Origin of the sequence: Spiroplasma endosymbiont of Sarcophaga carnaria (genome assembly GCF_964019595.1) — a bacterium.
Classification (GTDB): Bacteria; Bacillota_I; Bacilli_A; order Mycoplasmatales; family Mycoplasmataceae; genus Spiroplasma; species Spiroplasma poulsonii.
In genome coordinates this window covers 613582-638301 of record NZ_OZ026456.1, presented here as the reverse complement: position 1 = coordinate 638301, position 24720 = coordinate 613582, and the positions used below count along the sequence as shown (strand labels likewise).

20 protein-coding genes and 1 pseudogene are annotated in these 24720 nt (G+C 28.5%); 15 read left to right on the top strand and 6 right to left on the bottom strand.

The genetic code is table 4. The annotated features are described in order from the left end of the window. Positions 1–26: 26 nt before the first annotated feature. Positions 27–1379 carry a M17 family metallopeptidase gene (locus AACK91_RS03890; RefSeq protein ID WP_338964311.1) on the bottom strand — a complete coding sequence of 451 codons (1353 nt, stop codon included), beginning with the start codon at positions 1377–1379 and terminating at the stop codon, positions 27–29. A 132-nt stretch (positions 1380–1511) separates the two neighbouring features. On the opposite strand from AACK91_RS03890, the gene pepF reads away from it, so the two are divergent. Beyond that, positions 1512–3317: an oligoendopeptidase F gene (gene pepF / locus AACK91_RS03885; protein ID WP_338964309.1), complete on the top strand. Its 1806-nt coding sequence runs from the start codon at positions 1512–1514 to the stop codon at positions 3315–3317. A 95-nt stretch (positions 3318–3412) separates the two neighbouring features. Here the strand turns inward: pepF and AACK91_RS03880 are convergent, their stop codons facing one another. Next, the gene (locus AACK91_RS03880) at positions 3413–3952 is read right to left on the bottom strand and encodes a cob(I)yrinic acid a,c-diamide adenosyltransferase (RefSeq protein WP_338964307.1); all 540 of its coding nucleotides are present in this window, start codon (positions 3950–3952) and stop codon (positions 3413–3415) included. A 605-nt stretch (positions 3953–4557) separates the two neighbouring features. Between AACK91_RS03880 and AACK91_RS03875 the strand changes: the two genes are divergently transcribed. Next, positions 4558–5484 (top strand): hypothetical protein, encoded by a 927-nt coding sequence (locus tag AACK91_RS03875; protein WP_338964306.1) that lies wholly within the window; start codon positions 4558–4560, stop codon positions 5482–5484. A 26-nt stretch (positions 5485–5510) separates the two neighbouring features. After that, positions 5511–6263 carry an ABC transporter ATP-binding protein gene (locus tag AACK91_RS03870; protein WP_338964305.1) on the top strand — a complete coding sequence of 251 codons (753 nt, stop codon included), beginning with the start codon at positions 5511–5513 and terminating at the stop codon, positions 6261–6263. A 412-nt stretch (positions 6264–6675) separates the two neighbouring features. Here AACK91_RS03870 and AACK91_RS03865 read toward each other — a convergent pair whose 3' ends face one another. Then, a complete protein-coding gene (locus AACK91_RS03865) occupies positions 6676–7638 on the bottom strand; it encodes an IS1/IS1595 family N-terminal zinc-binding domain-containing protein (protein WP_338963247.1) in 963 nt (320 codons plus the stop codon). 413 nt (positions 7639–8051) lie between these two features. Between AACK91_RS03865 and AACK91_RS03860 the strand changes: the two genes are divergently transcribed. Then, positions 8052–9035, top strand: coding sequence for a hypothetical protein (locus AACK91_RS03860; RefSeq protein WP_338964302.1), 984 nt, complete (start codon positions 8052–8054; stop codon positions 9033–9035). Positions 9036–9105: 70 nt separating this feature from the next. On the opposite strand, the gene AACK91_RS03855 is transcribed toward AACK91_RS03860, so the two are convergent. Both AACK91_RS03855 and AACK91_RS03850 read right to left on the bottom strand, forming a co-directional pair. Continuing rightward, positions 9106–10491 carry a YitT family protein gene (locus AACK91_RS03855; RefSeq protein WP_338964300.1) on the bottom strand — a complete coding sequence of 462 codons (1386 nt, stop codon included), beginning with the start codon at positions 10489–10491 and terminating at the stop codon, positions 9106–9108. Positions 10492–10799: 308 nt separating this feature from the next. Next, positions 10800–11762: an IS1/IS1595 family N-terminal zinc-binding domain-containing protein gene (locus AACK91_RS03850; protein WP_338963247.1), complete on the bottom strand. Its 963-nt coding sequence runs from the start codon at positions 11760–11762 to the stop codon at positions 10800–10802. Positions 11763–11871: 109 nt separating this feature from the next. On the opposite strand from AACK91_RS03850, the gene AACK91_RS03845 reads away from it, so the two are divergent. The 6 genes and pseudogenes from AACK91_RS03845 (at position 11872) to AACK91_RS03820 (ending at position 16727) form a co-directional block, all read left to right on the top strand. Further along, positions 11872–13011, top strand: coding sequence for a hypothetical protein (locus tag AACK91_RS03845; RefSeq protein ID WP_338964298.1), 1140 nt, complete (start codon positions 11872–11874; stop codon positions 13009–13011). 80 nt (positions 13012–13091) lie between these two features. Then, positions 13092–14078: pseudogene (locus tag AACK91_RS03840) on the top strand (fructose-bisphosphatase class II). Between the two features lie 19 nt (positions 14079–14097). Next, positions 14098–14889 carry an aldo/keto reductase gene (locus tag AACK91_RS03835; RefSeq protein ID WP_338964296.1) on the top strand — a complete coding sequence of 264 codons (792 nt, stop codon included), beginning with the start codon at positions 14098–14100 and terminating at the stop codon, positions 14887–14889. A gap of 141 nt (positions 14890–15030) precedes the next feature. Further along, positions 15031–15309 (top strand): hypothetical protein, encoded by a 279-nt coding sequence (locus AACK91_RS03830; RefSeq protein WP_338964293.1) that lies wholly within the window; start codon positions 15031–15033, stop codon positions 15307–15309. Positions 15310–15594: 285 nt separating this feature from the next. Beyond that, complete coding sequence (locus AACK91_RS03825) at positions 15595–15717, top strand: hypothetical protein (protein WP_338964290.1); 123 nt, start codon at positions 15595–15597, stop codon at positions 15715–15717. Positions 15718–15887: 170 nt separating this feature from the next. Beyond that, complete coding sequence (locus AACK91_RS03820) at positions 15888–16727, top strand: hypothetical protein (RefSeq protein WP_338964287.1); 840 nt, start codon at positions 15888–15890, stop codon at positions 16725–16727. A 20-nt stretch (positions 16728–16747) separates the two neighbouring features. Here the strand turns inward: AACK91_RS03820 and AACK91_RS03815 are convergent, their stop codons facing one another. Further along, a complete protein-coding gene (locus tag AACK91_RS03815) occupies positions 16748–17611 on the bottom strand; it encodes a Cof-type HAD-IIB family hydrolase (RefSeq protein ID WP_338964285.1) in 864 nt (287 codons plus the stop codon). Between the two features lie 187 nt (positions 17612–17798). Between AACK91_RS03815 and AACK91_RS03810 the strand changes: the two genes are divergently transcribed. The 5 genes from AACK91_RS03810 (at position 17799) to dnaJ (ending at position 24717) form a co-directional block, all read left to right on the top strand. Continuing rightward, positions 17799–19940 carry an ATP-dependent Clp protease ATP-binding subunit gene (locus tag AACK91_RS03810; RefSeq protein ID WP_338964283.1) on the top strand — a complete coding sequence of 714 codons (2142 nt, stop codon included), beginning with the start codon at positions 17799–17801 and terminating at the stop codon, positions 19938–19940. Positions 19941–20037: 97 nt separating this feature from the next. Next, positions 20038–21087 (top strand): heat-inducible transcriptional repressor HrcA, encoded by a 1050-nt coding sequence (gene hrcA / locus AACK91_RS03805; RefSeq protein ID WP_338964281.1) that lies wholly within the window; start codon positions 20038–20040, stop codon positions 21085–21087. Continuing rightward, positions 21080–21700: a nucleotide exchange factor GrpE gene (locus AACK91_RS03800; protein ID WP_338964279.1), complete on the top strand. Its 621-nt coding sequence runs from the start codon at positions 21080–21082 to the stop codon at positions 21698–21700. The genes hrcA and AACK91_RS03800 overlap by 8 nt, the downstream gene beginning before the upstream one ends. Positions 21701–21729: 29 nt before the next feature. Next, positions 21730–23511 (top strand): molecular chaperone DnaK, encoded by a 1782-nt coding sequence (gene dnaK, locus AACK91_RS03795; RefSeq protein ID WP_338964276.1) that lies wholly within the window; start codon positions 21730–21732, stop codon positions 23509–23511. Between the two features lie 66 nt (positions 23512–23577). After that, the gene (dnaJ, locus tag AACK91_RS03790) at positions 23578–24717 is read left to right on the top strand and encodes a molecular chaperone DnaJ (protein ID WP_338964274.1); all 1140 of its coding nucleotides are present in this window, start codon (positions 23578–23580) and stop codon (positions 24715–24717) included. Positions 24718–24720: the final 3 nt, after the last annotated feature.

Sequence of the window (24720 nt, the reverse complement as noted above, 5' to 3'; positions counted from 1 at the left end):
ATCTTGCAGTTGCAAGATGTTAGGTGTTAACCTTTAAACATTTCAAATAAAGTTTTAATCATAACACCAGTTCCGCGACCATCAGTAGTGTCAGCTGTTCCAGCAATGTCTAAATGGATATATGGTTTTTCTTCAACAAATTCACATAAAAAAGCAGCAGCAGTGGAACTTATTGCAAAGCGTGAACTCTCAGCATTAGTTAAATCAGCAATTGGAGTTTTTCGCATTACAGCAGTATGTTCTTCTAAGATTGGCATTCTTCAGATTCCTTCATGTGCATTTGCTGCAGCATTAGCGAACTGATCATATCAACCATCATTATTAGCAAAGACCCCAGTTAACCATTTTCCTAAGGCAACTAGAATTGCTCCAGTCAAAGTTGACGCTTCAATTAGTTTATCAACATTTAATTTACGAATTGCATAAGTAATTCCATCAGCTAATACTAATCTTCCCTCCGCATCAGTATTGTCAATTTGAACGGTTTTCCCGTTCATTGACGTGATAACTGATTCAGTTAGGGTTGCTTTTCCCCCAATACGGTTTTCAGTTAAACAAGCAACCGCAGCAATATTTGTTTTAACTTGTGCTTTTGCTAAAGTTAAAACTGTTGAACAAACAATTGCTGCTCCGGACATATCAAATTTCATTCCGGCCATAGCAGTTGACGGTTTTAGATTATACCCACCACTATCAAAAGTAATTCCTTTTCCGACTAAACCAACTTTTTCTTTACTACTACTATTACCAGTATATTCTAAGACAACAACTCGTGGTTCTAGGAAACTACCAGCATTGACAGACAATAGGAGACCCATTTTTTCTTTTTCAATTTCTTTTTTATCTAAAATAGTAACTTTTAAATTAGCAATCCCCTTAGCAGCATTTGCAATTTTTTCGGCAAAAATTTCTGGATACATTAAGTTTGGTGGTGTATCTTGTAACATACGGGCAAAATTAACAAATTCCATTTTAATTTTAATTTCTTCAAAAACAGTTGCTGCTTTATCACAATTGTGAATTAAGTTAATTGTATAAGTTTTTTGTGCTTTTTTGGTTGTTTTTAAAGTATAACTATCATTTAAAGCATATAATGTTCCTTCTGCTAATGCTTTGAAAATATGACTATTTGGTTCAGCGCCTTTTTTAAAAGTATCAACCTCAATATTTAAATTATATTTTATTGTGCTCATAAATTTTTTAATAAAATCTTCTGCGGTTTTAAAAGTTAATGCTTTTTCAAAATAAACATAAAGGATTTTTTGATCTGAAATTAATGTTGTAACACCATTTTCTTGAATAACTAATGGATTAATGTCAGCCCCTTTAAAAACTGCTTTTAATGTTAAATCTTGTTTTTTGTCGTTTAATAATACCATTGTAAATTTCCCTCTTTCTATTTAGATTATTATATAAGTAATATTATAACATTAACTAGGATAATGACAAAAATATTTTGTTTTTCCGTTATAATTATGAGGTATAGTTTTGATAGAGAGAAGGAAAAAATAATGAAGCGAAAAGATGCACCAACACAATATAAATGAGATTTTAGCCATTTATATCAAGATAATAAAGCGTGAAAAGCTGATTTAGCTAAAATTGTAAAAAAATTAGAAGAAATTATTACTTTTAAAGGAAAGTTAAATGATCCAGTTATTTTTAAAAAATATGTCTTATTGGACGAAGAAATTGATTTAATTGCTAGTAAAATGGGACAATACTTGCATATGGGGGATATTGATACAACTGATTTATCATATCAAGAATTAGCCGGAATTTATTCAAATACTTTAAATCAAATTTCAAGTCAATTAGCTTTTATTGCCCCGGAGTTAAAAGCAATTGGTGAGGAAACCATTATGATGTGAATTAAGAATGATTCAACCCTTAGGGTAAATGAATATAGTTATCGTAAGTTTTTTAAAAATGCTAAATACATTTTAGGAGAACGTGATGAAGAAGTATTAGCATTGGTTACTCGTTCTCGTGGTGTCGCTTATGATTTATATGATTTATTAGCATATGCTGATAAAAAACCAGTGTTTATTGATTATCATGGTAAAAATACGGAATTAACAAGTGCTGTTTATAGCGAAATTATGGAAAAAACTGATCCGTTAACTGAACAAGAGTTTCGGATTAAAGCAGCACAATTATTTACCGAGCATTTAACTGATAAGAAACACGCTTTTGCTCGTGTTTATGAGGGAATTATTCAACATAGTGTTGAAGCAGTTCGTTTACGTGGTTATCAAAATACTTTACAAGCAGCATTAAGCAGTGATGATGTTTCAGAAGAAATTTATGCAAGTTTAATTAAATATGGTCGCGAAAATAGTCGCTTATTTGTTCGTTATAATGAATTGTTAAAAAAACATTTTAAGTTTAAAAAATTTTATGCGACAGATCGTAGTTTAAAATTAGTGACTAATGTTGCTTCATTGGACAAAAAATATACTGTTGAAAAAGCAAAAACAATGATTCGTGAATCATTACAACCGTTAGGATCAGAGTATTTGACTCAATTAGAAGTAGCATGAAGTGATCACCGAATTGATTATTTTGAAGATACTAATAAACGAAGCGGTGCTTACTCATCGGGTGGTTCGGGAGTTGACCCAATTATTTTAATGAATTGAGATGATACAATTGGGTCAGTTAATACACTAGCCCACGAAGCAGGACATTCGGTTCATACTTTATTAGCAGATCTAAATAACAAATATCCGTTAAATAATTATCCAATTATTTTAGCAGAAGTTGCGTCAACGGTTAATGAACATTTATTATTTGATTACTTATACAAGCATACAACAAGTAAAGAAGAAAAAATTTATTTATTACAAAATCGTATTGATGAAATTATGGCTACTTTTTTCCGTCAAATTCATTTTGCTGATTTTGAATGAACAGCACACAAGATGGTTGAAAATAATGAGCCATTAGATGCTGATAAATTAGCTGTTCTTTTTGAACAAAAAGCAAATGAGTTTGGTTATACTGTTTTTGACAAGCGTGATCCAACAAAAAAAACATATGGGTGACTACGAATTTTACATTTCTTTAATTCACCATATTATGTTTATAAATATGCGACATGTATTGTTGCTTCCTTTAAACTTTATAATGATGTTATCAACGGTGAACCAGAACAATTATTAAAATTCTTAAAACAAGGTGGCCAAAAAGAACCATTATTAATTCTAAAAGATATTGGGATTGATTATACTGACTCAAATGTTTATCGTGCTTTAATCACAAAGTTAACAGCAATGATTGATGATTTAGAACAACTACTATTTGCTAAAGTATAAGACTTTTTGATAAAATAAAACAATTCGTTTTTAACGAATTGTTTTATTTTATAACATTATTAATTATAAAAACATTAGTTTAATAAGTATTTAAATTAAAATTCAATGCCTTTTCGTGCCGGAACTTTTTGATAAAAATAGTGCTTTGTTGCTTGAACATGACTTACTAAATCAACAGCATTAATTAAATTATCGGTAATATGATGGCCGGAAAAAGCGATTTCAATACTAGGGTTTTTATTTTTAATAACTTCAATTAATTCTGCTTCGGTAATTAATTCGTTATAAATACAGCCAAGAAGTTCATCAACGATAATTAAATCAACTGTTCCATCTTGACTTAGTTTCTTAAGTTCTTCAAAACCAACACGCATTTCTTTACGAAGAACTTCTTTTTCTTGATCATCCATTTCTCAAAAAAACTTTGTGTTTGATGAATAGTAATTAATTACCTCGAAATTAGGGTCATTTAATTTTTGAAAAAATAACATTTCTCCAGAAATACGATTTTTTAAGAATCGCAAATATTTAACTTTTCATTGATATCCTAAAGCACGAATTGTCATTCCATTTAAAATCGATGTTTTTCCTTTTCCATCACCATAATAAATATGACAGTAACCCTTTTTTTGCATAATTACCTCCTTATGTATAAACATTGTACTAAAAAGTTCCTAGTTTTAACTTTTAAATATAAATAAATAAGCAAAAATATACTGGCAAGTTTTATTTCTAATTTTAAATAGAACAGTACTAATATTAATTTTGTGATAAGATTAAATTACCATTTAAAGAATTTAAATGTAGCTTAGAATTAACAATAAAAAAATAATTTTACAATAATATTAACTTTAAAAAAATTACTATGAAGATATATTCGATATTAACAAGTAAATGAAAGGATAAATATTATGAAAAAGATGTTGTTAACAGCCATTATTATGGTGACATCAATGAATGTAGTTCCTTTGAACTATCAATCTCAACAAAATAATGATTTAAATAATATAATTACCGCTAAGGAGCAGATAACATTAACAAATGATGATTTAGGTTTTTTCAAACATATATTAATACATTTATGAAATTACAAAATCATAATATTAATACTACGTCTATTAAAACAGAATTAATTAGTAAGATTGATGAAGTGTTAACAGAAGGTGATTATAAGAATATTGGATTAATCACACGCTTATATGAATTAAAAAGTTAGTTAATAGGAACTGATGATAAAGCAATGATGATTGATTCATTATACAAGTATAGTAGTGATATTCGTGATAAAGTTAAAAATAATTTGCAAAATATGATTTTGATATTAGAAAAAATGCGAAAAAGAGACCCAGCAGAAATATCACATTTAATTTCTCGTTGTCATACGTTAATTAACCGCATGAGTAGTTTTAGTCTTGATAACAAGGAAAGTATTATTAGTTTTCTATTTGAAGTAATTCAATTTAAGGATGCAGTTATTATTCAATTAACTAATATGATAAATAATTTAATTAATATTGCTAGTGATGAAAAATATAATATTATTAAAATTAAATTGGAACAAATTAAAATTTTACAAAATAAAGTTAAAGATTTAAAAGCCGAAATTGCTATTGCGCAAATTGGAGTATCAGAACCAGGGTCCTATTATTGAGATGATTTTTATGCAAAGAGAAAAACTAATTTTAATTGATTACGATACTATCAACCAAAACTGCAAAAATTATTTTTTTATTATAATGTTTATCATGGTCAAAATGGCTGAGCCTGATGAGTAGAAATAATGATGAATAATTCTCATGCAATATCTTATTGACATTTACCAAGTTTTTATAATGATCTTAGTGATGATTTTACTAATAGTTCAATTTGAATTAATTTAGGTGAAACAGAGAAAAATTCTCGTGGTTGATGAGTATATAAAGATGCCGGTATTAAATTTAAAAATAACAATGGTTTAATAGAGGAAATTAAAGGATTTACTATTGAAAATGTAAATGATATTGGTATTTGAGGAAATCAATATTTGGAAATTAAAAATTTTAAAACATGATTTTATTTAAATAAAAAATATACTGAACAAACATTAGCAAATTTAAAAGAGCAATTAAGAAAAGTATTTGATGGTATTAACAAATTAGAAAATGAAATAAAACTATTAGAAAATTAAAATTTAGAAGAAAGGAATTTTAAAAAATGACTAAAGTTAGATGCCAAGCATTATCTTTTGGATATAAACATAAAGAAATTCTTAGTGGTATTAATTTAAATATTAATGATGGGCAAATTATTGGGTTGGTTGGCCCTAATGGAGCAGGAAAAACAACCTTAATTAAAATTATTTTAGGACTGATTAAAAAAGATCAGTCCTTAAAATATGATGATTTTTTTATTGATGCAAAAAAAACTGGTTTTGCCCCTGCCAATAGTTCTTTTGATCGTAATACAAGCGTAAAAGATATTTTATTTTATCAAGCTTTTATTACAAAAATTAATTATCAAAAAGCAAAAGAACTAATTCCAAAAGTACTAGAATATTTTCATTTGACTGAACATGCACACAAAAGTTTTGTTAAGTTTTCAAGTGGAATGAAAAAGAAGTTTTTATTAGCTTTAAGTTTAATTAATGACCCGGATTTATTAATTTTAGATGAACCAACCGCTAATTTAGATCCTGATACTAGAAAACAAGTTTATGAGTTAATTTTTAAATTGCATCAAAGAAATCCTAAAATAACAATTATTATTGCTTCCCATATTTTGTCAGAATTAGAATCTTTAATTAATTATGTTGTTATTCTTAATAAGGGCAAAGTTTTATATAATAAAAATTTTGATTATAAACAAGAAAATCTTGAACAATTATATTATAGTCAAGTTGAAGAAGTTAAAAAAGAAGATGAGAAAAAGGAGTTGTTTTTTAATGAGATTATGATTATTTTTATTTAAAAAAAATTTTAAATCAAAAATAATATGATTATGATTACTTTTTGGTTTTGTTATCACTATGACTTTTTTACTTTTTTCTTTTTAAATTATCAAGAGGTCATCAAAAGTGGGGCAGCAACTCTCATTATGGTCTTTTTTCGAATAATATATTTGATTTTTATTCCAATTTTTGTTACGTACTTAATTATTGTTAATTTTAAAGAAGAACAAAATAATGGAATTATTTATTCTTATGTGCTTAATTTTAAATATCGAAGTAATTTAATATTTTTTAAACTAACCTTTTTTTTATTGTTTTAGTGCTTTATTTTTCTTTAATTTTGTCGAAAACTCTTGATGAAATAAAAAAAATCATCAATATGACAATTTGAAAACTAATTTTGTGTAAGATTATGATTTTGCTTTAAATTTTTTAAACGTTAAAATATAATACCGTTGATTGTTGGTTTGGTGTTAAACCTTTGTGTTGGTATTTTCATTTTCAGAGCTTTAAATAATTTTGAATATTAGTGAAACCCAAACCATGATAATGAATTAAGGCTTCTTTAAGACTGGATTGTAATTTACTAATCTTATTTAACTTTTGATAACTAGTATCAGGGTTTGTACTAGTTTTGGTGGAATATAGAGTAGAATTTGTTTGTTTTGCTACTAATAAATATAGTGGTTGCATATCAGAAATAATTATTGATTTTTCTTTAATTAGTTGCTTATTCATATTTTCAATAATCCATTGTTTTTGTAATCTTTTGGTATTGGTGGATTGAACAAAAATATTATTATTGCTATCAACTGCCATTTGAATACAGCATTTGGTATCAGTTGAAAATGGATCGAGATGAGTTTTTCGTTTATCAAATTTATCTTTAAAATTGCCTTTATGAATTTCTTTAATAAATGTTTCATCCATTTGGATTTGACCATTTAATTTTTTAAATTTTAACTGTGTATTTTCTAATTGTTTTGATTGCATTAATTTTTGTCGATTATATCAAGCGGTTTTTGGGGTTGTTTTAATAAAACGAGAAATTATTTTACTAGATTGTCCTAACAATGAAATTTGAATTAATAAATTTCACTGTTCATAATTTAAATGACTTCAATAAGTAAAATGATGACGAAATGCATCAAAACTAGCACGACATTTTTTACATAAATATTTTTGTTTTCCTTCGGAATTATGACCATTTTTAACACAATGAAAAGATTTGCAATTAGGACATATAATGCCTTTATCTCTAAATTTTTGATCAATTTCATTTAAACGTTTTTGTTTTTTAATTAAGTCTGCTTGTTGTTTTATTTTTTCATAAAATTCTAAAAATTGATCATCTGTTAAGCTATTTATTAATTCTGTAATTATTTTTTTCATCATTTATTTACCTCTATATATTAAAAATATACCTAATTTTAGGTATATTTTATAAATATCAAGAGTTTTCGACAAAATTAAAGTTATTTTTTACAATTCTAATGTTATTTCCGAGTACTGTTTTAACCTTATTTTTGCAGACTACTGGTGCTTATGATTATTTTGTTTATTTAAAATTTTATTTTGTAATTTTATTATATTTAATATTGCTAGTTCCATTAATTTTTATCTTTTGTTTTATTACATCAAAACTTTTTGCTTTAACTTTTATTACTTTTCTTAGTTTACTTTGTACTGCTTTATAATGAATTTTACCTTTAATACCATATGTTACTAATAGTAATTTAATTTTCTTAAAACAGTATCGACCATATACAGAACGTTATCGTGGGACTGAACAGATAGAATTCCAAACTTTGGATTTAAGTTATATTAATATTAATTATTTGTTAGTTTCAGAAAATAAATATTATTTGGATTTATTAGATAGTTTAGAACAAAATAATTTAGATAAAAATATTAAAGCATTTTATCAAATGAGTAGTTATATTATTAATTCACCGTTAATTAATAATGAAAATATTATTAATACATTTGTTCAAAATGTTAAAAATAATTTAGAATATAGTGATGAAAACAAAATTTATAATTTTGTTTTCATTAAAGGTAGATGGTTAAAAGCATTTGATTTTGGGATAAAACTAAATATTAATCCCTGAAATAATCAATTATCAATTCCATTATATCGAAATGGTTACATTAATAATGATTTAGTTTTAAATCAAAGCACTTATGTCAACACTATAAAAGAACAATTATTAAAGATCTTTGAAAAAGAAAATGAATTTAACCAGTTAAATAATTTTTTTAAAAAAGGGGAACAATTAAAATTAAAATTTTCAGAAATTAATAATTTAATTATTGAAAACAATTCTTCATTTTTTGAACAGTATTTCTCCTATTTAATTATTAATCATTCAGCTTTTTTAAGAAATATTTTTAATACTATAAATGAAGCGTTTGCTAAACAACCGGAATTACAAGAAAAAAACTTACAAGAACATGTTTATATTAGTTCTAGCGCCCGAAATGCATGAGGAGGGTATATTAGCAAAATTGTTAGAAATGTTTATTTTGTTGATCACTTTGAAATTACATTGAAACAACTAATTGATCCTTATACATTGTGGACATTTGCGCAGGGTTCTTTTCCAACTCAAGTTTTATATGATGTGCATAAAGTAAACAATAATTATTATGAATATGATTTTAAAACAATGGCTCCCAATAATAAAAGAAGTTTAATTGGAACATTAACAACATTGTTTGTTGTAAATGCTTTTGCAACGGGATTATTGTGTTATTTATTTAACCGTTATAAATTTATGGATCATAGTTAAAATATTATTGTAATTTTTAAAGTAAATAAAATATCACCCGTCTGGGTGATATTTTATTTTAAGAAATAATTTAATTATCATTATGCGGCATGTGTTTAATTTTATAAGTTGTTTGGGCACGAATAATGGCATCATTATCAGCTAATAAAATCGTTTCTGCAATCCGTTTAAACATTGTCAAAGGGATGGTAATCATTACCATATAAGCATTGTCTTTGTATTTATCATTATAATTTGTAGTAACTTTTCATAATGCATTATGAGCAAATCCATTTTCTTTCAAACGAGTAATAATGACTTCTGGTTTGTCACTAATAATTAATAATGATGTGTTTTTGTAACGAGGGAAAACTTTATTTGAAACAATACCACAAATAATAATTACCATAAAGGCCGCAAAGAATGGTGCTGAGAAGTAGTAGGTTGCAAAAGAAGGATTTGGTGTTGGTGTTTTTACTGCATAGCTCATTGCTCAAGTAATAAGCATTAAAATTGTATTAACAATAATTGAAATATTACCAACTGGTTTTTTCTTTTTGCGTGAAATATAGTTATTAACAAAATCGGTTCCACCAGGACAAGCATCAGCAGTATATAGAAATCCAAAGGCAATTCCATTTAAAATTGCGGCAATTAATCCAAAGAAGAAAATCCATAAATCATGAACTGTTGTATCGGTAATTTTATTTAAGTCTTGTAAGAAATGAAAATCATTGGCATTAATATAAGGAATGCCATGATAAGATCCAACCCCATTTAAAATAATATGAAACACTGTTTGAGCAATCATAAAAATAATAGTATTAATGGTAAAACGATGACTGACAAAAAATCAGCTAAAAATAATTAAAGGAATGTTATTAACAATGTAAAAAACATAATACATTAAGTTTGCATTATTAATATTATCGCTATTTAATGGTTGAAAAATATATTGCGCAAAAATTCTTCCTAATGCTCCAATTCCGGGTGGCAAAACTTTTGATGGTGATAAGAAATAATCAAAAGCAATTGTACAAATGAATCCAGCTAAAATAAGATAAATGTAACCTTTAACTTGTGTTTTTTTCAAATAATTTCTAAGCTCTAAAGAAGTTTCCTGTTTAATTATTTCTTTTTTATTAATGTTACGAATTTTTGTAATTCGAACATCATCATCAAGACCTAGTTTGTCTTCAATATTGATTAATTGTTCTTCATATCCAACAATTTTATTAACAAAACGATGTACCATTGTTATTTCCTTTGAATTTAATTGTTCTAATTGTAACTTTAACTTAAATTCTTTGGTTTGATCAGGGTGTTTTTTTAATCATTCTAATTTTGCTAATAATTGTTGTCGTGATTCGTGTGTTTGTTGTGTATAATGTTTTAATAATTTTTCTGCATGTTTGATATTTTTTTTAATTATTTCATATTCTTCATAGTTACTAATTTTATGTCTTTTATTTTTCATTATTTATGAATCTCCCATATCATATATATTTTCATTATTATTATATTCCTACTTTAAAAAAAATAAAAAAAAGTTGAAAAAATTTAACATTTAGCGCTATTGGGTGTAAGATATAACTAATAATTTTAAAGGAAATTATAAATTATGTGATAATATGTAGTAAAAAAGATGGGATCAGGTAGTTATAAAAATGATGAATGCAAAAGAGCTTTAATTTTGTCGAAAACTCTTGATGAAATAAAAAAAATCATCAATATGACAATTTGAAAACTAATTTTGTGTAAGATTATGATTTTGCTTTAAATTTTTTAAACGTTAAAATATAATACCGTTGATTGTTGGTTTGGTGTTAAACCTTTGTGTTGGTATTTTCATTTTCAGAGCTTTAAATAATTTTGAATATTAGTGAAACCCAAACCATGATAATGAATTAAGGCTTCTTTAAGACTGGATTGTAATTTACTAATCTTATTTAACTTTTGATAACTAGTATCAGGGTTTGTACTAGTTTTGGTGGAATATAGAGTAGAATTTGTTTGTTTTGCTACTAATAAATATAGTGGTTGCATATCAGAAATAATTATTGATTTTTCTTTAATTAGTTGCTTATTCATATTTTCAATAATCCATTGTTTTTGTAATCTTTTGGTATTGGTGGATTGAACAAAAATATTATTATTGCTATCAACTGCCATTTGAATACAGCATTTGGTATCAGTTGAAAATGGATCGAGATGAGTTTTTCGTTTATCAAATTTATCTTTAAAATTGCCTTTATGAATTTCTTTAATAAATGTTTCATCCATTTGGATTTGACCATTTAATTTTTTAAATTTTAACTGTGTATTTTCTAATTGTTTTGATTGCATTAATTTTTGTCGATTATATCAAGCGGTTTTTGGGGTTGTTTTAATAAAACGAGAAATTATTTTACTAGATTGTCCTAACAATGAAATTTGAATTAATAAATTTCACTGTTCATAATTTAAATGACTTCAATAAGTAAAATGATGACGAAATGCATCAAAACTAGCACGACATTTTTTACATAAATATTTTTGTTTTCCTTCGGAATTATGACCATTTTTAACACAATGAAAAGATTTGCAATTAGGACATATAATGCCTTTATCTCTAAATTTTTGATCAATTTCATTTAAACGTTTTTGTTTTTTAATTAAGTCTGCTTGTTGTTTTATTTTTTCATAAAATTCTAAAAATTGATCATCTGTTAAGCTATTTATTAATTCTGTAATTATTTTTTTCATCATTTATTTACCTCTATATATTAAAAATATACCTAATTTTAGGTATATTTTATAAATATCAAGAGTTTTCGACAAAATTAAAGCAAAAGAGAGCAATAATGCAGAAGAACATTTGTTAAAATTAGAGAAAACAAAAAATGATTTAGATTTAATTCGGATAAAACGCCGAATTATTTTAGGGATTGTATATGGATTAATTTCAGCGGTTGGATATTCATTTGTACCGCTAATGTTATATATGATTCCTGAACAAGGACCTTATGGAAACTTAGCATCACCAATTAATACAACATTTTATGTTACAATCCAAGAAATAATGGCGACGTTTGTAATGTTTATTTTTTATAAAACAAAAAATTTTATTAATTTTTTTAAGATGTTGCATCATAAAGAAACATGACTAGTTGTTTTATATGGATTTTTGGGTGGACCAGTTGCGATGGTATTTTTCCAGTTATCAGTGTTATTAACAATTAATCATCTTGGGCAAACTGATGGAACAGTGCCTGGATTGTTATTAAACTTAAATGTTATTTTAGCTGGGGTTGGAAGTGCAATTTTCTTCCGTGCTCGTCAAAGTAAATACACTTGAACAGCATTAGCAATTTCAACATTTTTGATTTTGGGAATGTCAATTCATTTTGCAATTGATGAAGGTTTAACGTGATCATCAATTGGGGGAATGTGTTTAGCCTTAATAACAGCTGCTTTCTATGCAATGGAAGCGTTGGGAATGTCACATTTAATGAGTTATTCCAAAATTAATTTTACTAATTATGAAACAGTTTCAATTAAAACAGGGTCTTCAGCATTATTAATGTTATTATTAGGAACACCAATTGCGGCTGTTGCTTCGCATCAAAATTTTTTTGAAGGTTATAAAATATTTACTAACTTTCAATATTATGATTATGCTTTAATTTTTATTTTTGGTGGAATTATTATGGGTAGTTCACGTATGTTATATTATGCTTGTTTAGCAATGTCAGGGCCAACCTATACAACATCAACCCAATTATTAATGTTATTTTGAACACCAATTTGACAGTACATTTTTATTGCTGCTAGTGTTCCAAACCAGATTTTACAACCAACTTTATACTATTGAGTATGTATTGTTCCAATTGTTTTTTGTACCTTTGTTATTTCCAGCAATGAGTTTTTGATGTATGCCGGCAAGGTTGGCTGGAAGCGAGCCTTTCACGAATTGTTTGGAAAACTTCCAAAAGAATCAAATGAAAAACATTCATAAAAATAAAAATGTAAGTTACTTTACATTTTTATTTTTGCAATTATGTGATTAAATATTAATAGCAAGCAAAGGAATGAACAATGGAAACAAATAGTCTTTTATTTTTACGCGCAGTCCAGTTAGCTGTGATTGCTGCATATGAATTAGTTGGCAAGAATGATAAAAATATGTTAGATCAAAAAGCGGTTGATATCATTAATAAGTTATTAACAAATAATGATGTTAAAGCAAAAATTGCAATTGGCAAAGGTGAACTTGATGCAGCACCAATGTTGTATCAAGGATAAACTTTTTCCCATCAACAAGCAATTACAATTGATATTGCTGTTGACCCAATTGAAGGAACAGCTCCGGCCAGTAAAAATGAACCGGGTTCAATCCCGTGTATTGCTATTGCTAAAATTGATACAATGTTACAAATTCCAGAAATGTATATGGAAAAATTATTTTTATCAGAAGACTTAGGAGCAACAATTGATTTTTCTCAACCGATTGAGAAAATATTATTAACTTTATTAAGTATCAAACAAAATTTATTATGTATTATTTTAAATAAACCTCGTCATCAAGCAATTATTAAGACAATGAAAAAACTAGGAATTTATGTCGAATTAATTAATGAGGGAGATGTTTTGGGGGCGATTGATGTTGTTTTAAAAAAAGCTGATTTTTTATATGGCATTGGTGGTGCACCAGAAGGTGTTCTAATGGGCGCGTTAGCAATTGCAACTAATTATAAAATGTTTGCGCGTTTAACAGCATATGAACAAGTTTGGCCAAACGAAAGTGAAACTCAAGACCGAATGAAGATTGAACAACAAGCTTTGGCGCACAAAAAAATTAGTTATGATACAATTTTTTCTGAACGAGACCTAGTTGCTGATGAAGAAGCAATGTTTTTTGCAGCTATTTTAACGGGAGGAACTGTTTTAAAACCATTACAAATTATTGATCATAAATATGTTGTCCATTCTTTTGTTGGGTACAATAATATTTATCATCAAATTATTTCAAAATATCCCGTAACAAGTAATGTTCAGGATTTATTAAATAAATATAGTAAATAATCTAAAGGGGGTTAGGAAGATGCCATTTCGTTTAGAAAAGATTGCATTTGGGACTTTATTTTTGAAAAAAGAAGAGGCAATTATTAATGCCTTGCAAAATGGTTATAAAATTATTGATACTGCTAAAGTTTATCAGAATGAAGAAATGGTTGGGCAAGCAATTAAAAAATATTTAATTACTAATAATGCAAAACGAGAAGATGTTATTATTGAAACAAAAATTTGATGCGATGACATTGAAGCAGGGAAGACAACAACGGCAGTATTGGGAGCGTTAAAACGCCTAGATGTGAATTATTTGGATATTGTTTTAATTCATCGCCCAAATATGAATTTTCATAAAACAATTAAAGCTTATGTTGAATTATTACAATGTAAAGCACAAGGTTTAATTCATATTGTTGGTGTTAGCAATTTTGATAAAGATATGATTGAAGTCTTATTTGAAAAAACAGGGATTTATCCCAACATTAATCAAATTGAGTTTAATCCCTTTAATCAACGGTGAGACCGGGTACAATATTGTCAAGATAAAAATATTTTAGTTCAAGCATATTCACCAATCACAAAAGTTTTAGAAAACCAAATTCTAATTACGGAAGCAAAAAAATATAATTGTACTGTTTCCCAATTAGTCTTGGCATGAATCAAATATTTTAGTATTCAACCAATTGTGAAAGCAGAGACATTACAACATATTAAAGAGAATAATGGTTTTGAAAAACTTAAGTTAACAAAAAAGACAATTCAACTGTTACAAAGCTTAAATATGTATGAAAATGTTTATGCTGAAACATTTGATGGAATTTAAATTAACAGTAATATTAAATTTATTAGTTGATAGACTGAGAAGGGAAAAGTAATAAAGTTATTTTTCTTTTTTTAATAATTATGTCGTTATCCTAGATAATGTTATAATATTACTATAATGGTTTCATAATGGAGGGATATAATGGCAAAAAAAACAATGGCTGAAATTTTAGCAGCAGCTAAAAAAGCAAAAGCAGAAATTGATGGTGATCAATATGCGACTGAAGGTGAATATTTTAATCCTAGTAATTTAACATTAGAACAAAAGTTGAAATTACGAAAAGCAGCAAATAATCCAAACGATCCAAATTATCATATTTGATTGCAAATGAATCAAGAAAAGCAAACTTCTGGTTGAGTTAAAATTGATAAAAAGAAAATAAAAGATTTATCAGAAGATGATGACGATAATAATAATTAGTATTTTTCTTTACTAGAAAATAGTTTTTTGTATTCAAATGCTAGAATCAAAATGGTTATTAGAGAACTCTAATAGCCACTATCATCTTGTTTATATTAATGTTTTAACATCCGTTTTGTTTCGGGTGTTTTTTATATTAAACTTTTTTAAGAACCCTATGGTAGTATCCATATGGCGTAAACCTTTTAATTTAAGGCGTTTTTTGGTATAATTATAAAAAGTGGGACGTAATATTTTATCAATTTTTAATTATAACAAAAATAATCTTGTTAAAGGGGAATGGTTATGAAGAAAACAAAAAATATTACAATGATTACAATTTTAATTGTGAGTTTAGGGCTAGCGGTGTTGTTTGCCTGATTGTTTTGAAGTGTTTTAAAAGGCGATAATGAAATTAATTATGCTTAATATAGTAAATGTTTATTATATGCTGAACATAGTAACCAAAAAATAGATTTAACCCGCAAAATAATAACCAATTAGTAAGTGCCACCTTTAAAAACTTTGCGCATGCAAATGGTAAAATAAGACAACTTAGTACCAATGACTTAGCTTTTATTAAACGTTGTGAAAATAATATGCTTTATCAAGCAAACCCTAAAGTTGTAGCAGCATTTAATCAAAAAAAAGCATTGTCGCATTTTAAAACAATTACTGATGTTGTTAATGGTTTAACAAATAATAAGATTTATCCATACCAATTAGAAAAAATGGTATTAACGTTAGATTATAAAGAACAAGCACCGTTCCGTAATAATTTAATTGACTTTGCCAATTTGTTTGTTAGTATTTTTGGCGCAGCCGTTTTTAAAAAATTAATCTATAATTTAGAAATTAATAATAGTATTGGTCAATATGGTACAGTAAGTAATAACCAAGTTTTAGCTTTTACAAAACTAAAAGGAAATGGAAATGATTTAGCACAATGTTTAGTGTTTACGGAACATTCACTGCAAGCGCGAATGAGTAAAATTCAATATCAAATTGGATTTCATTCAACCGCAACTAATATTTCAACTATTGTTTATGAAATAGGACATGCGATTTCAAATTATGCTTGAGTTTGACCAAATAATCGTCTTCGTTTTAATCATAATATTACACCAGCAACTGGGCGTTGTACACCAACTAAAGATAAGTCATTAATTAATATTCGTGGGTTTATGTATAGTCCAAATGATTCATTAGTTCGTTATTTAGGAAAACAAGTTGGCATTAGTAATAATGCACCGTTTCAACAACAATTAGAGGCTTGGGCATTTATTCAATCTGGTTATGGTCGGACAGGTGGTAACGCAGAATTATTCGCCGAAGGTTTTGCCCAATGGTTATTAACGCCAGATGATCAAAAGGGTTTAAATTGACAAATTCTTAATGATTTTTATGGGACATATTTTAAAAACTATTATTTAATTTAAAAAAGGGCATTAGCCCTTTTTTATACGTTTTCACCGTTTAGTAATTTTTCTAAATAATCACCAACGCCACCTTCATCATTAGTTAAGTGGGTAATTCCACGCGCATTAGTTTTTAAATTATCATTACCATTTTTCATTGCAACGCCATAACCAACATTTTGCAATAATTCTAAATCATTCATTTCATCACCAAAGGCGATAACATCACGAATATCAACATTATAGTATTGGGCTAAAATATCAGCTGCAAATCCTTTTGAAACAAGTTTATTCGTAATATTAATCATTGTTTGACTTTGTTTGCTGCTATAGTGGCCAATATTAATTCGAACAGAGTTCTTAAAGTTTTCAAACATTCTTAATACTTCATCTGTTTTATTAGTTCCGTTTAAATATAACGCCATATTACTAGCGGGACCTTTTCAAGAATTGTAAGGGTCGGCAATAAAATATTCATCATCAGCCACATCATCAAGATGGAAGTAGTTTTCAATTGCCTCATCTTTTTTTCAACAAATTGCTTTATCATAATGTTCAATTAAAACATTTTCAACATTGCCTCTAACATCGGGATGATTAATAATACTTATAATTACATCATATGCAATTGAGAAAACTAATCGTTTAAATTCACGTTTTAAGGGGTCATGAATATGACCACCATCAAAATTTGTTAATAATGTATCTAATCCTAATTCACGATAAAAGCGAATACTTGCCCGGTGGGGGCGCCCAGTAATAATACATACTTTATGGCCAACATTAACAGCTTTTTTAATTACTTCTTGTGTTTTTGGATGGATTGTTTTACCATCATTCATTAATGTTGTCCCATCTAAATCAATTAAGATTAAACGTTTTTTATCTAGGTGTTGTAATTTCATTGGTACTCCTTTCTAAAAATATGCTTTTTTTCTTCTCCCCTTACTTCTTATTATATCTAATATTTTTGTAATTAAATTATTTTTAAAATTTTAGCACTATTTAGTTGACTTTGCTAACAACTATGATAAGATATAAATATCAAATTAGCAAACAGAGAGTGAGAGTGCTAAAAAAGGAGGGTACTTTATGGAATTTGCACAGCAATATGAACTAGGAAAAGATCCAAAGGTTCTTGAAAAATTTACTAAAAACCTTAATAAAGAAGCAATTGCTGGAAAATTAGATCCAATTATTGGACGTGAAGATGAAATTAACCGGGTAATCCGAATTTTATCTCGTAAAACAAAAAACAATCCCGTTTTAATTGGAGAACCAGGGGTTGGGAAAACGGCAATTGTCGAAGGATTAGCTCAACGAATTGTTAAAGGTGATATTCCTAGTAATTTACAAAATAAAACAATTTATGAATTAGATATGGGAGCCTTAATTGCAGGAGCTAAATTTCAAGGAGAATTTGAAGAACGTTTAAAAGCAGTGATGAATAAAGTAAAAGAATCTAATGGTGATTTTATTTTATTTATTGATGAATTACATTTAATTATTGGGGCTGGTAAAACCCAAGGAAGTATGGATGCTAGTAATTTACTAAAACCAATGTTGGCTCGTGGTGACTTACACTGTATTGGTGCGACAACATTAGATGAACATCGTTTATATATTGAAAAAGATGCTGCTTTAGAACGTCGTTTTCAAAAAGTAATGGTTGTTGAATCAACAATTGATGAAAGTATTTCAATCTTACGTGGATTGAAAGAACGCTTTGAAACTTTCCATGGGGTTAAAATCCATGACAATGCTTTAGTTGCTGCTGTTAACTTGTCATCACGTTATATTACTGATCGTTTTTTACCAGATAAAGCAATTGACTTAATTGATGAAGCTTCTGCAACAATTAAAACGGAAATTGCATCGGTGCCAACCGAGTTAGATAACTTAAATCGTCGTGTTGTTCAATTAGAAATTGAAAAAGTTGCGTTACAAAAAGAAACGGATAAAGCTTCTAATGAACGGTTAGTTGATATTGCAAATGAATTAAAACCATTAAAAACAAAACAAGAAAAATTAGAAATTCAGTGAAATTCCGAAAAAGAAAGTATTACTAAATTAAAGAACTTAAAATCAGAAGTTGAACAATTAAAAAAAGAATTAGAACAAACACAATTACGCGGTGATTTTAATCGTGCGGGGGAAATTCAATACGCCTTATTACCAAAATTAGAACAACAATTACATGAGCAAGAAAAAAGTGCTTCTGAATCACACTTGTTAAAAGAAGATGTAACTGAGCGCAAGATTGCGGCAATTGTTGGAAAATGAACAGGAATTCCTGTTGACCGGTTAGTTGAAACCGAAAAAGCAAAATTACTGAATTTAAATAATATTTTGTGTAGTCGTGTTCGCGGTCAAAATGAGGCAATTCAAGCGGTTTCAGATGCGATTATTCGTAGTCGTAGTGGAATTAAAGATCCCAATAAACCAATTGGTAGTTTCTTATTTTTAGGACCAACCGGAGTTGGAAAAACTGAAGTTGCTCGTAGTTTAGCGTATGTTTTATTTAACTCAGAAAAACAGATGGTCCGATTAGATATGTCAGAATATATGGAGAAACATTCTGTTAGCAAGTTAATTGGTGCGCCACCAGGTTATGTTGGTTATGAACAGGGGGGGCAATTAACAGAAGCTGTTCGTCGTAGTCCATACTCAATTGTTTTATTTGATGAAATTGAAAAGGCCCATCCAGATATCCTGAATATTCTTTTACAAATTTTAGAAGATGGGCGTTTAACTGATTCATTAGGAAAAACGGTTGATTTTAAAAATACAATTATTATTATGACTTCAAACATTGGATCAGAATATCTATTGAATGAAAACAACGAAGGAGTTGGGCTGTTAATTCAAAAAGAATTGGCCAAAAAATTTAAGCCAGAATTTTTAAATCGAATTGATAATGTTGTAACCTTTAATGCTTTATCGAAAGAAGTGATTAAAGAGATTATTGAAAAAGAATTATCGGAACTAACTCAGCGCATTGAAAATAGTAAAAAAATTCGGATTACTTATTCAGAAGCAGTTTTAGAAAAAATTTTAAACGAAGGATATGATCGTGAATTTGGAGCTCGTCCAATTAAGCGTTACATTCAACGAAACCTTGAATCATTAATTGCACATGCTATTATTTCCGAAGAAGTTCAAGAGGGAAAATCATATACGATTGATGTTGCTAATAATGAAATGGTCATTAAAAACAGTACAAAATTAAATTAGCACTTGCATTCTTAGAATGATAATTTATAATATTATTGTTATCACTATTTAGTGTTAATTGCCAAATTTAGATCAGAATTGAAACTAGGAGGTGTTAATGATGTTAACTCAACGCCAAGAAAACATCTTAAAAGTAATTGTGGAAGAATACACGAAGACAGCGCAACCTGTTGGAAGTAAAACTATTATGGCTTCTTCGTTAATATATTCTTCTTCTGCAACAATTCGGAATGAATCTGCAATTTTAGAAAAAGAAGGTTTTTTAGAAAAAGAACATGCTTCATCGGGGCGCATTCCATCAACAAAAGGGTATCGTTATTATGTTGATAATTTAATGGATGAGAAAAATATTGATGATATTAAAAACCGAATTGAAGCATTATTTGTTGATCGTAATATGTCAATTAATGATATTCTTGATCAAACAGGGCAAATCTTAAGTGAAATGACAAATTTAACAACGGTTGTTGTTGGGCCAAATTTTAAAGAAGAAATGTTAAAGAAAATTGAGTTATTACCAATTTCTGCAACGCAAGCGGTTGTTGTCTTTGTTTTAAAAAACGGCCACGTTGAAAACAAATTGTTTAATACTGATGAAAATAGTTCAATTAATGATTTACAAATTTCAGTCGAACTATTTAATAGCCGGTTAGAAAACACTAAAATAACGGATATTACTGCTAAATTTGATGTTATTCGACCAGTTTTAGAACAACAAGTTAAACATTATGAATATATTTTAAAACAATTTGCGAATGCTTTAACAAGCATTGTTAAACCAAGTTATTCAACACATGGTTTACAATATATGTTACAAAATCCGGAATATAATAATCCGGAACGAATTAAACAAATTATTCGCCTTATTGAAACAATTTCCCCATTTGATTATTTTAAAAAACAACAAGATAACCCAAATGAAGACTTGGTTTCAATCCAAATTGGAAGTGAAACAGGATTTAATAATGACGATATGGCATTATTAACAACAACATATAAAGTTGATGATATGCAAGAAGTGGGCATTGCTTTGGTGGGACCAAAGCGCTTGGAATATGATAAGCTCTATGAAGTGTTAGAGTGATTAGCAAACCGTATTAGAGAAGCATATCAAAAAGAAGATAGAAAGGTTGAGATTAATGAATAATGAACAAAATGGCAAATCTTCACCAAACCAATTAAAAGAAAAAATTGAAAAACTACGGAAAGAATTGGCTAATACGCAAGCAACACCTTCGGAAACAGCATCATCAGAAGCTGGAACACCGACAGCTGAAACAAATAACTTGGCTATTATTGAAGATTTAGAACAAGAAATTGATTTATTATTAAAAGATAATATGCGATTACGAGAAGAAAAGTTATTAGCATTAGCAGATGGGGAAAACTTAAAAAAAAGAATTCACACTGAAGTAGATGATATTAAACGTTATCGTGCCGCCGGAATGGCAGAAAAATTACTGCCGACCCTAGATAACTTTGAGCGGGCATTACAAGTTACAAATGTAACTCCAGAGGTTAAAAACTTTTTAACTGGATTTGAAATTATTCACCATATATTTAAAACGGTTTTCGAAGAAGAAGGAATTACTGCAATGGATACAAAAGTTGGTGAACATTTTAATTCTAATCTTCATGCGGCAATTGAGATTGTTGAATCAACTGATGTTGATTCAGGATGCATTGTTCAAATTATGCAAAAAGGATATATGATTCATGATCGTGTTTTAAGACATGCATCAGTGCAGGTAGCAAAATAACAATATTGGAGAGAGGAAGGAAAGATATTATGTCAAAAATTATTGGAATTGATTTAGGAACAACGAATTCATGTGTTGCTGTTATGGAAGGAAACGAATTTAAAGTTTTAGAAAACCCAGAAGGACAACGTACAACACCATCGGTTGTTTCATTTAAAAATGAGGAAATTATTGTTGGAGATGCTGCAAAACGTCAAGCAGTAACTAATCCAAATACAATTAGTTCAATTAAAAGAAAGATGGGAACATCTGATAAAGTGCATGTTAATAGCAAAGATTATAGTCCTGAACAAATTTCAGCCGAAATTTTACGTTATTTAAAAAGTTATGCTGAAAAAAAATTAGGACAAAAAGTATCAAAAGCAGTTATTACTGTTCCAGCATACTTTAATGATGCCCAACGTCAAGCAACAAAAGATGCCGGAAAAATTGCCGGATTAGATGTTGAACGAATTATTAATGAACCAACCGCAGCGGCATTAGCTTATGGAATTGATAAAGTTGACAAAGAACAAAAAGTTTTAGTTTATGATTTAGGAGGAGGAACATTTGATGTTTCAATCTTAGATTTAGCTGATGGAACTTTTGAAGTATTATCAACTGCGGGGGATAACCATTTAGGAGGAGATGACTTTGATGATGTTATCATTAAATGAATGGTTGAAGAATTTAAAAAAGAAAATGGAATTGATTTAAAAACAGATAAAATGGCAATGCAACGTTTAAAAGAAGAAACGGAAAAAGCAAAGAAAAATCTGTCTTCACAATTACAAACAGAAATTGCGGCACCGTTTATTACTGCTCGTGATGGTAATCCATTACACTTAAATTTAACTTTAACAAGAGCAAAATTTGATGAAATGACAAAAAGTCTTGTTGATCGTACCGTTGAACCTGTTCGTAAAGCATTGGCGGATGCTAAATTAAAAGCTAGTGAATTAGACCAAGTGTTATTAGTTGGTGGAAGTACTAGAATTCCAGCTGTTCAAGAAGTGATTAAACGTGAATTAGGAAAAGAGCCAAACCGAACAATTAATCCTGATGAAGTTGTGGCAATTGGAGCCGCAATTCAAGGGGGAGTTTTAGCTGGTGATGTAAAAGATGTTTTATTATTAGATGTAACACCATTATCATTAGGAATTGAGACATTGGGAGGGGTATCAACTGTTTTAATCCCTCGAAATACAACAATTCCAACTTCAAAAGCACAAGTGTTTTCAACTGCTGCTGATAACCAACCAGCGGTTGACATTCATGTCTTACAAGGAGAACGGAAAATGGCTGGTGATAACAAAACATTGGGGCGTTTTCAATTATCAGGAATTGACCCTGCGCCAAAAGGAATGCCACAAATTGAAGTTAAGTTCTCAATTGACGCCAACGGAATTGTTTCAGTTGCAGCAAAAGATTTAAAAACAAACAAAGAACAATCTGTTACAATCACTAATGGTGGCGGATTAACCGATGAAGAAATTCAACGTATGGTTTATGAAGCTGAAAAAAATAAAGATAAAGATGAACAAAAATTAAAAAACATCGAATTACGTAATAAGGCTGAATCATATGTTGCAGTAATTAGTCAAGCATTAGAAACGAACAAAGATAAAATGGATGCTGAACAATTAAAAACATCAGAAGAAATGGTTAAAGAAATTAAAGAATTATTAGATAAAGAAGATTATGCCGGATTAGAAGCAAAAATGGCCGGGCTTGAACAAGCAATGGCCGAAGCTTCAAAACATATGAATGATCACCAAGGTGAACAATCTGAACCAGAAATTACTGAAGATGATGAAAAGAAAGATAAATAACAATAATGATGACTAAAATTATTTTAGTTATCTTTTCTTTAAGAAGGAAAGTAGGAAGATGGTAAAATGGGGAAACGAGACTATTATGATGTATTGGGTGTTGAACGAAATGCAACAGATGAAGAAATTAAACGAGCATTTCGCCAACTAGCCAAAAAATATCACCCGGATGTTTCAAAAGAAAAGGATGCAGAAGCAAAATTTAAAGAAGTTAACGAAGCTTATGAAGTATTATCTGATCCAAATAAACGCCGGAACTATGATCAATTTGGCTATGCCGGAAATGATCCAAATGCTTTTGGCGGTTTTGGTGGCTTTAGCCAAGGCTTTAGTGGCGGTGGTGATTTTGAAGATATTTTTTCTGGTGGTTTTGGTGATATTTTTGAAAACTTTTTTGGTGGGGGCGCTAAAAAACGTCGTGGTTTTAGTAACCAACCAATTAAAGGAGAAAATGTTGCAGCACGAGTAACAGTTACTTTAAAAGAACAAATGTTTGGAAAAAAAGTTAAACTTGATTTAAATGTTGATAAGACTTGTGAAGCGTGTGATGGAACGGGTGCCAAAGATCCGAAAAAAGATATTCATACTTGTACAACTTGTGATGGGTATGGATATGTTAATATTGAACAACGTAGTTTATTTGGCGTAATTCAATCGCAACAACCTTGTCCTGATTGTAAGGGTCGTGGAAAAGTTGTTACAAGTAAATGTCCAAAATGTAAAGGTCAAGGTCATTATCGTGGGAAAGAAGTTGTTGAAATTGAACTACCAAAATCAATTTATGAAAACCAACAATTACGAATTCGTGAAAAAGGAAATTATGGTTTAAATAATGGTCCGCGTGGTGATATTTATTTAGAAATTACTGTTAAATCAAATAAATATTTTAAACGGATTAATGATAATTTGCACTTAGATTTACCAGTTTCTTATTTAGACGCCTTATTAGGTGCTGAAATTAAAGTGCCAACTTTTGATGGTGATGTTCATTTAAAACTGCCAGCAAACACAAAAACAAATAGTGTTTTTAGTATTCCAAACCATGGGTTTTTTAAAGGCCCAGCATCTACTAAACGTGGTGATCTAATTGTTAATGTTCTTGTTGCAATTCCGACTAAATTATCTGTTGAGGAAAAAACAAAGTTACAAGAATTAAAAGATATTAGTTCATTTCATATTATCGATAATTTCTATGAAGATTTATAATAA